Origin of the sequence: Bradyrhizobium macuxiense (assembly GCF_001542415.1) — a bacterium.
In the GTDB taxonomy this organism is placed as follows: domain Bacteria; phylum Pseudomonadota; class Alphaproteobacteria; order Rhizobiales; family Xanthobacteraceae; genus Bradyrhizobium; species Bradyrhizobium macuxiense.
In genome coordinates, this window is sequence record NZ_LNCU01000011.1 from 115,445 (window position 1) to 123,484 (window position 8,040).

An 8,040-nucleotide genomic window follows, 5' to 3' on the forward strand; every position below is an offset into this window, starting at 1 on the left:
GGAGTTACAATTGGCTAAAACCAAATCTGAACCGTCCCTAATCGATCGCATCGCCGCCGTTCATCCCAAATACGCCGCGCTACTTACGAAGCAGCGCGAGTTGCTTGATCGGCAGGACGAACTGCAGCGTGAGCTTAACAACGGTACGCCGCAGATTTTCCACTTTGGCCGGTCGGAAGACGGCGAACGAGTCAGCATGACTCCAGAGCGGGTATCACTGGCTGAGCGCGCGAGGCGTGCAACTCTTGGCTGGGTGGCGCAGCTGCCGAAGCCGAAACCCAAACCGAAGCTCAGGCATGAAGGCGCGGTCGAACTGGTTGGAGAATTGCTGAGCCCGCAGCCGATCGAGGAACTCAATCCGCCGCCGTTGCCGCCGGCATGGGCCGAAGAGCCGCGATATCGGGCCATTGGCCAGGAGTTGGAGTCGATCGCTGAAGCACTGAAGCTGCTGGCGCCGGAGCTAACGAAAGCGAGGCGAGAATATTCCGAACTGGTCGTAGCGCAGCGTCGGGAAGAATATCAGGCGCTGGTTGAATCCATCGTCGACAGGGCTCGCGCGTTCGGTGACGAAATTTCGAGGCACCACACCTTTATCAATCAACAGCGCGAAGATGGTGTGGAGTGGCTGCATTACCGGCCAATCAACATGGGTTCGCTTGCTTATATCGCGGACCCGACATGTCCGCTCAATACGCTAATCGAAAGCGCAATTGAGCACAGGCACGTGGGCGCCGGAAAGTCACCGCGTTGGACAGTTCCAGCGAACATTCAGTTGTTGGTGCGTTAATGGGAATTTCAATGAAGATGAAGACAGGTCGTCAAATCGCGGCGGATACGAAAGCGCTGTTGGTCAAGGTTGAGGCGAACGTTGCTAAAGCGAAAGCGAAGCGGGCAACCAAGAAGGCGAAACCTACTGTAGCAAAGTACACCCCGAAGTCGGCACCAAAGCCTGCCAAGCCGATGAGCAGAAGCGCGCGCCTGCGGCGTGCAGAAGCGGAAGTAAAGGCCAGCAAGCCGCGCGACAAGCGCTGCGTCTGGCGCGAGATGAACACCTAACGTCGCGCTCTGACGGTCCTTCAGCAGCGCGACCGGCGGACACTGGAGGGAACAGCAGTGTCCGCCACCAATCATAGTTGAAAAGGAATAGTATTATGCTTCGAGATATTTCGCAGAACATTGGCGTCGTTCAGACGCTTGCTCCGGCAGTACAGACCGCGACCGTGAACGGTACTGCCGTCGACACGAATGGTTTTGAATCTGCCGCTATCGTGATCACCACCGGCGCTATTGTCGGTGCTGCCAACTTCACCGCGAAGCTGCAGGATAGCTCAGACGGCACGAACTTCACCGACGTTGCCGCGTCATTGTTGGTTGGCACGCTGCCGGCCGCTCTCGCGGCGTCGACCACGTACAAACAAGGCTATCTCGGCGGCAATCGCTACATTCGCACGGTGTTGACGCTAAACAGTGGCACGTCGATTGCGGCAGGTGCTGTCGCCGTGCTCGGTGACGCTAAGATCCGACCCGTTGCGTGATGGACTTGATGGGCGCTTGCGGGAACGTCGGCGCCCATCACCCCGGGGGCGTGCCGGATCTTCAAAAGAACGATTTTTGAAAGACCGGCGGCCAACCAAAATACGCACATCTGCAATTCAAAATATGGGGGTAGGGCGTCTCGACTACCGCTGATGCCCGAGCCCAATTCCTAGATGCAACGCCTTCTGGCGCAGCGAGCCAATCGAGCGCTTCGTGAGCTTCGATATCTTGGCGACTGGAGTCCGCGCTTTGGAGTGCGCTTTCAGCTCCTTGACATCAGCCTTGGTCCACTCACGACGCGGCGCGCGCGGCTTTGCGGCTTTCTTCGTCGTCTTCTTGGCCACTCGGCAGCTCCTTATTCGACAGGAGCGGGGGTGTAGCACATCACGCGCGCCGCGCAACAAGACAACACGCAACCACCGCACAACGTTCAACAGCACGATCAGGCGTCGGCCTGAGGTTTAACACGAACATCTACATTAGTAGGACCAATCCATCTATGACAATTCAACTCACCGGACGACAGGTTTGGCGCGACTACGACACTGACGGCGTTCCCGCGAGCGGAGCGCATCAACCTGTGAAGCGTGAAATTCGCGCTTGGACGGACCTTATGGAGGCGGTCAGCGGCGGCGGCGGCCCCGGTCTAGGCTACGCTTCGTTGGCGCAACTCGCATCAGACTTGGCCCGCGCCGCCAATTCGCTTGCTATTGTCTATAATGACCCCACGCCAGCAAATAATGGCCTCTATCAGAAGGTCGGCGGCTCTGGGTCTGGTTCATGGACGCGCATTGGCGATCTGCCTGGCACCCTTATTCCGCTGACGGTTGCGGGCGGGACTGGTGACGCGATTGTTGCTACTGCGCCCGAGACTCCGCAGGTACCGGGCCGGAAGCTCTATCTTTTGACGCCCACAGCGAACAATACTGGCGCGGCGATGACTATTGTCATCAATGGTGCTGCGGCGACGCCGATCAAGAATGCACTTAACTCGACGCCAGCGGCTAACACATTCGTTGCCAACGTCGGTTCGCTTCTGTTCTGGAGCGTGGACCACTATCAGGCGCTGATTTCGCTGCCGGTTGATACGGCCGGCGTTGTTGCGGACGCTACAGCTGCTAGGGATGCTGCTGCCGCTAGCGCCTCTGCTGCTGCTGGTTCCGAGGCTGCGCTTGGAAATCAGGTCCACCAATACGACACACGAGCGCAGGCCGCCGGCGCAACGATTCCGGTTGGGGTGCAAGCCATCAAGGTGACGCGGTATGCTGCGGGATATCCGCTATCATATGCGACTTATGTCCCCGGCGCATCTGGTGGGCCGATGGCGTTTCAGGAGGGAGCCGGCAATTGGTGGCAGTTGGATCTGTCGGGTCCGGTAATTGACTCGGCTTGGTTCGGAGTGCTTGGCGATGGCAGCGATCAGACAATTGCGTTGCAGGCGACGGTCGATGCTGTTCCGCTAAAGGGTGGCACGGTACTTGTAAGCGGTGATATCCTTATTTCCTCGCTCAATTTGCTCGGCCGCGCGCTAATTCGATTTGTAGGTAAGGGTGGTTGGGGTGCTGGTGCTGACCAGGCGACGACAATTCATACAGCCGCGGGCGCGGGTGTCGCCCGGGTTATTGATGCGCGCGACACAATCGGTATCACGTTTGAGAACATCAAGCTTGCTAGCACCAATCCGGCCCACGATGGCTATTTGCTCGACAATGGCCAATCGACGCTGACGTCATTCTCGCAAACCATGAGCATGGGCAAGTGCGTCGTGATCTATAATGGCAGCGCTGCAGCCATCAATTTGTACGGTGCGTTGACGACCGAGTTTCAGAAGTGTCTTTTCGGTGGAGATGGCACAGCAATAGCGTTTCAGAATGTCGCGCGCAGCGGCGGGCTGATCTTTTCCAATGTTCACAATTTCAAGGATTGCAATTTCACGCCGAGTGGTACGGCGTTCCCGGTTCTTGGTTCTGGGGAAAAAATATCGTTCATAGGCTGCAATGTGCAAGCATCGACGGCGGATGGAAGTGGCCGGTTCTGGAACACAAGTACCGTCGTGCCGTTCATCGCCGTGAATATCATCGACTGCGGGTTCTACGACGTCACGGCTGCGGGACAGGTCTGGGGTAGCTTCTACGCCGGTAATGGGCTCAACATCATCGGCAACAGGGTGGGCGGTGCTGATCCGTCGCTTGGTGGCAACTACGGTTTCTCAATCGGTGGGCAACTCACGGGGGTCCAAGGCTTCAGCGTCATCGGCAACGACGCGCAGTTCATGACGGCGCTACTGAACTTTGACGGAACGACTGGAGCGGGAACAAACGCGAGCAAGGGTTTTGTGGGGGGCAATAGCTTGCGAGGCGGTGCGACTGCGCTGTTTTCCAATCTATCCAGTGCGGTCGAAGTCATGATCGCTCCCAACTACATTGCTGCAGGCGGCAAGGGCTCGCACTTTTCCATTCAGGGGGTGCCAACGTCGTCAGTCGGATTGAGCACCGGAGATTGGTACAGCAATTCGGGCGTTGTGACGATAAATTAAATATCTATGCTTCCAGCACCGTGACCGTCCGCTAGCAGAGGACGTTCACGGTGGGGTAGGACCGTCCCCAAAGGATGTGGCGGCAGCTTTTGCAGATCGTTCATGAGGCTGCGAGCTGCCTCAGCCATACGTCCGATTAGGAATTCCTTGCCGTTGAATATGTAAGTAGTCGTAGCACTATCGAATTCCCTTAAACCGTAAATTCGTTTGCCATTAACTTTGACGACGGAGTCGACCAACAAGTCACCGATGTGAGCCTCGGTCTGCGGCTTGTCGATCCAGTCGTCCAGATACTCATCGAAATGCTGAAGGCGGTTTCTTAGCTCGTGATTGTGAAGATAATTGTCGTCCTTGACGGACAGTAGTTCTCGAAGTTCCTGCCCCCTGGCGAAGTACTTCTTGGTTGGCCAGAACACCGCTTCGACCCGTGCAGCATGATCGAGAAAGTCATCCAACGCCTTGAACAGCGTGTCAGGGCGCGCGCTTGATTGCTTTAGTCGCGCAAATTCCTCGAAAGCATCTAACGCATACTGCAGTTGAAGGGCGGCCTCGCGCAAAAATAGAAACTGTCTTTCGGATAGCATTCCGATTTCCCCAGTCCAGTTAGCTGCGCGCCGCAGCTTGACGACTTGCTCGTTAGTGGGCAGTTGCTGGCAACGGTTCGGGTGTCATCCATACACGATGCCCGTCCGTCTCGCTTACAAAGTATCGCGCTATCTGTCGCCGATAACCCGTTATGGGCCACTCAAAACTCGCGTCGATCCGGATGTTAAGCGGGGGACCACCAATCCTGGCCGGGAGCCCCCCAAGGCAATCTCTCGATACAAACTGCTCGACCGCTAAATCTCCAATCCTCTGGCTCTTAAAACCAGTAAGCGGCCTATTGGATGAACCTCCGGAAGAATGAAAGTTTCGCGTGCTAACTGTGTTAATCAGGCACTCAAAGCTAACATTCTTTATCTTGGTTCGGCCCACGTTCTTGAATTCAAAGTGGGCATTGCTCGCATCCGTAATTGCTTCCCATGGCTCGGCGATCACGTCCATAGAAGGCCAGTAGAGATAGGAGGACGTTATAATCGTAGCCATAGATGCCACAAGTGCAACCGCAGCACGTGTTTTTGTCAAAAATGACTTCGGATTTGTATCAGGTGGTCCCACGACCCGTCGCTCACGACGCACCGCTTTTAGTTGCTGTCGCTCTAAAAAGCGTCTCTGTTGCCGAGTAATGCTCATCTGAAACGAGATGCGTATGTCGAGAGCGCAGAGAGTGAACTTGGCTCGGTCTCCGGTCTAGCAGATTTGTCGCCTTTTCCTCAGGCAAATCTGCCAATGCCGCGACCGCAGAGACGGCCCAGCAGTGAATTCCCACCGAAATAGCGGCGCTTAATCAATAATTGGAGTGATATTTTGTCCAACGATCTTATAGTCCAGCTCGGCGCGCGCCTGGATCAGTTCCAGAGCGACCTTAACCAGGCTGTTGCAGAACAAAAGCCCGATCAACCCACCTTCTACATCGTCCGCGCAATGATGCCCGGACAAGCGAAGCATCACCTCGCTGTGTTTGATGATCCAGAAGAAGCAGCCGATCATGTGATTTGGCTGACGCCTCGCGCAATCGGCACGATTCAAACAATTGAAAGTTCGTTCGCCTAATGGGCGTTTCCATGCAGGGCGAGAGGCCAGACTGGTTTCCTGATTGGCGAGGTGAGACTGCCCGTCATAGTGGCATCTGGGCCAAGCGCCGCAAGCGTTCCGCTGGAGAAGGCGCGTGGCAAAGCGAGGTTCATAGCCATCAACGATAGTTGGCGCCTGGCTCCGTGGGCTGACGCGCTATATGCTCACGACAAGCAATGGTGGGACGTGTGGAGTGGCGTGCCTTCGTTTAATGGCCTGAAAATATCCGGCCAGAAGACGGATCCTGCGCTCTGCCTGAAGCTTGCTCGCATCAACAAGTACTGTAACGAGATTCTTGTTGAACCTGACGGCACGATCGGCTGGGGCTGCAATGGCGGCTTCCACGCCCTGAACCTGGCGATTCAATTCGGCGCGCGACGCATCGTGCTGGTCGGATATGATTGCCGGATAGATCGCGGCATCAACTGGCATGGCGGCCATAAGCACGGCTTACCCAACAAGGGCATCTTGTGCGTTACCATTTGGCGGAAGGTGCTGGACGCTCAGGCGCCATTGCTGGAGAGGCTAGGCGTTGAGGTGCTGAACGCTTCGCCAGTCAGCACGTTGACGGCTTATCCGAAGGTTGATTTTGCGCAGGCAGTGAGGGGCTGTCAGGCCTTGGCGCAGCAGTAAGGGATGCGAAGGCGAGGCTGGTTTTAGCGTGAGGATCGCCCTATCATGTCACCGATTTTACGACGTGGGGGCGCGCTTTGCTCGTTCGGATCGAGGCTCGCCAGCCAGGAGTCGAGACTGGCCCGCAAATAGCGATTGCCCCATGCGGATGATGTAAACTGGATCGGCCTGACTGGGCACACGTCCTTAAACGTATCGACCGACAGGCTGCAGTAGGCGGCGGCCTGGTTTAGCCGTAGGGCGGCGGGCCAGTAGGGTAGGCTATTGTTGGCTGGGTTCATTTAACTACCATCATCCCCTCGAACGTCAAATTTCTTTACCGTGTGACAGCGCGGGGCTTGGCGCCTGGCTTCGCTGCAGCGACCGACGTATCTGGCGTTTCTGCCATCGCTTTAATCTGCTGCAAGTCCCGTTGAGTCTGATCGATGCCCGGGCCAGCGTTCACTGGCGTAAGTTGTTCGAAGCCTGAGCCAGGGTTGGTGACGAACATCGCAGAAGCTATGACGCGAGTTTCTTCACCGAGAGGGGCGAACGTGATGACGTAGCGCTCGTTTGGCGTGCCAGCATAGCGCGATCCGAGCAACAGCGTTGCGCCAACATTCGTCGTCGGCTTGTCGAATTGGAGCAGATACTCGGTATCCTTAGTGATGCTCAATCCGTTGTTCATGGCGTGGGTAATCAGCAGGGCTTTGATTTTGGACACCGAAGCCCGGATTGTAACCTCTGGCTTGCCACTAGCGGTTGACGGTGGTTCGGCTGTCTGGCAGCAGGCAAGCAAAAGCGCGGCGCAAAGCGCAAATATGTTCTTCATTGAAATCCCCCAGTCCCCGCTACCATAGATCGCGGGTGGCGGGCGAGGCAACTAGCCTTTATGCGGTATCATCCCCAGACCTGCTTTAGCTCTTTCTTAGCCGCCGCGCGGCGCTCATCCAGGTAGTCGGCCAGATCTTGCAGATGGATTCCCTTGGCTGACTTCTGATTGTCCTCGATGCGAACAACAGGCAAGCGGATATCACCGTCGTTAATTTTGCGAAGCATGTGGACGACGTCCAGGTGACTGAAGTAATCCCGCTGCACGTCAGCGAGCGGGATTACGGCCTTGCCGTTGTATTGAGCCATTAGCAGGAATGCGGTGTTCAGTGTGGTGTGGTCTTTCGACATCGCGGGCCTCCCGTAACTAGCTACTTTCCGGCGCAAAATTCGTGAGCCCGAGTGTTGGGGCAGAATCGGCGCAGTTGTGATTTTCTGCAAGCCTGGACGGATTTGAGTTTGACGCCCGTGCGCGCCCCTGATTCATTGATTGGGATGATTCGTGAACGCACGCTTCAAAAGCGCAAGAAACTGGTTGGAACGCTGCCGATCACCGGCGAGCTTTTGCGTGGGACGCTGTTGGAGCGAGTCGTGCGTCACAAGAGCGGCTGTCCGAAATGCGCGCGCGGCGAGGGCCATCAGGTGTACGTGCTGACGGTCAGTTATGGGCGCGGACAGACGCAACAGATCAGCGTACGGCGGGAGCGGGTGGCCGAGGTTCGTCGTTGGCTGGACAACTACCAGAAACTGAAGGAGACGATCGAGCAGATTTGCGAGCTCAATCACGATTTGCTGCGTCCCGACCCCGCCGTGCCCCACCCCGGGAGGAAGCGGCGTGATTGAGATGCGGC

11 protein-coding genes are annotated in these 8,040 nt (G+C 56.6%); 7 read left to right on the top strand and 4 right to left on the bottom strand.

Annotation, left to right across the window (positions count from 1 at the left end; translation table 11 throughout):
• The first annotated feature begins 10 nt into the window (after window positions 1–10).
• The 3 genes from AS156_RS02655 to AS156_RS02665 all read left to right on the top strand — a co-directional run bounded on the left by AS156_RS02655 (window position 11) and on the right by AS156_RS02665 (window position 1,535).
• Window positions 11–787 (top strand): hypothetical protein, encoded by a 777-nt coding sequence (locus AS156_RS02655; protein WP_136625970.1) that lies wholly within the window; start codon window positions 11–13, stop codon window positions 785–787.
• A gap of 11 nt (window positions 788–798) precedes the next feature.
• Window positions 799–1,056, top strand: a complete 258-nt coding sequence (locus tag AS156_RS02660; RefSeq protein WP_066499605.1) for a hypothetical protein — start codon at window positions 799–801, stop codon at window positions 1,054–1,056.
• Between the two features lie 95 nt (window positions 1,057–1,151).
• Window positions 1,152–1,535, top strand: a complete 384-nt coding sequence (locus tag AS156_RS02665) for a hypothetical protein (protein ID WP_066499607.1) — start codon at window positions 1,152–1,154, stop codon at window positions 1,533–1,535.
• Between the two features lie 144 nt (window positions 1,536–1,679).
• Here AS156_RS02665 and AS156_RS02670 read toward each other — a convergent pair whose 3' ends face one another.
• A complete protein-coding gene (locus AS156_RS02670) occupies window positions 1,680–1,880 on the bottom strand; it encodes a hypothetical protein (protein ID WP_066499610.1) in 201 nt (66 codons plus the stop codon).
• A 236-nt stretch (window positions 1,881–2,116) separates the two neighbouring features.
• Between AS156_RS02670 and AS156_RS02675 the strand changes: the two genes are divergently transcribed.
• On the top strand, window positions 2,117–4,072 hold the full coding sequence (locus AS156_RS02675; RefSeq protein ID WP_136625971.1) for a hypothetical protein: 1,956 nt from the start codon (window positions 2,117–2,119) through the stop codon (window positions 4,070–4,072).
• Here the strand turns inward: AS156_RS02675 and AS156_RS02680 are convergent.
• Window positions 4,069–4,656 carry a hypothetical protein gene (locus AS156_RS02680; protein WP_066499615.1) on the bottom strand — a complete coding sequence of 196 codons (588 nt, stop codon included), beginning with the start codon at window positions 4,654–4,656 and terminating at the stop codon, window positions 4,069–4,071. The genes AS156_RS02675 and AS156_RS02680 overlap by 4 nt on opposite strands.
• 823 nt (window positions 4,657–5,479) lie before the next feature.
• On the opposite strand from AS156_RS02680, the gene AS156_RS41705 reads away from it, so the two are divergent.
• Window positions 5,480–5,725, top strand: a complete 246-nt coding sequence (locus tag AS156_RS41705; RefSeq protein WP_136625972.1) for a hypothetical protein — start codon at window positions 5,480–5,482, stop codon at window positions 5,723–5,725.
• Window positions 5,726–5,944: 219 nt separating this feature from the next.
• Window positions 5,945–6,379: a hypothetical protein gene (locus AS156_RS02690; RefSeq protein WP_201455982.1), complete on the top strand. Its 435-nt coding sequence runs from the start codon at window positions 5,945–5,947 to the stop codon at window positions 6,377–6,379.
• Window positions 6,380–6,695: 316 nt separating this feature from the next.
• Here AS156_RS02690 and AS156_RS02695 read toward each other — a convergent pair whose 3' ends face one another.
• On the bottom strand, window positions 6,696–7,190 hold the full coding sequence (locus AS156_RS02695; protein WP_245312517.1) for a hypothetical protein: 495 nt from the start codon (window positions 7,188–7,190) through the stop codon (window positions 6,696–6,698).
• A gap of 68 nt (window positions 7,191–7,258) precedes the next feature.
• The gene (locus AS156_RS02700; RefSeq protein ID WP_201455983.1) at window positions 7,259–7,540 is read right to left on the bottom strand and encodes a pyocin activator PrtN family protein; all 282 of its coding nucleotides are present in this window, start codon (window positions 7,538–7,540) and stop codon (window positions 7,259–7,261) included.
• Between the two features lie 51 nt (window positions 7,541–7,591).
• Between AS156_RS02700 and AS156_RS02705 the strand changes: the two genes are divergently transcribed.
• Window positions 7,592–8,032, top strand: a complete 441-nt coding sequence (locus AS156_RS02705) for a DUF6788 family protein (protein WP_136625947.1) — start codon at window positions 7,592–7,594, stop codon at window positions 8,030–8,032.
• Window positions 8,033–8,040: the final 8 nt, after the last annotated feature.

Excerpts from the sequence above, each read along its gene's own strand:
- AS156_RS02660 (WP_066499605.1), top strand. The coding sequence starts at position 799 with ATGAAGATGAAGACAGGTCGTCAAATCGCGGCGGATACGAAAGCGCTG.
- AS156_RS02665 (WP_066499607.1), top strand. The coding sequence starts at position 1,152 with ATGCTTCGAGATATTTCGCAGAACATTGGCGTCGTTCAGACGCTTGCT.
- AS156_RS02680 (WP_066499615.1), bottom strand. The coding sequence starts at position 4,656 with ATGCTATCCGAAAGACAGTTTCTATTTTTGCGCGAGGCCGCCCTTCAA.
- AS156_RS02695 (WP_245312517.1), bottom strand. The coding sequence starts at position 7,190 with ATGAAGAACATATTTGCGCTTTGCGCCGCGCTTTTGCTTGCCTGCTGC.
- AS156_RS02700 (WP_201455983.1), bottom strand. The coding sequence starts at position 7,540 with ATGTCGAAAGACCACACCACACTGAACACCGCATTCCTGCTAATGGCT.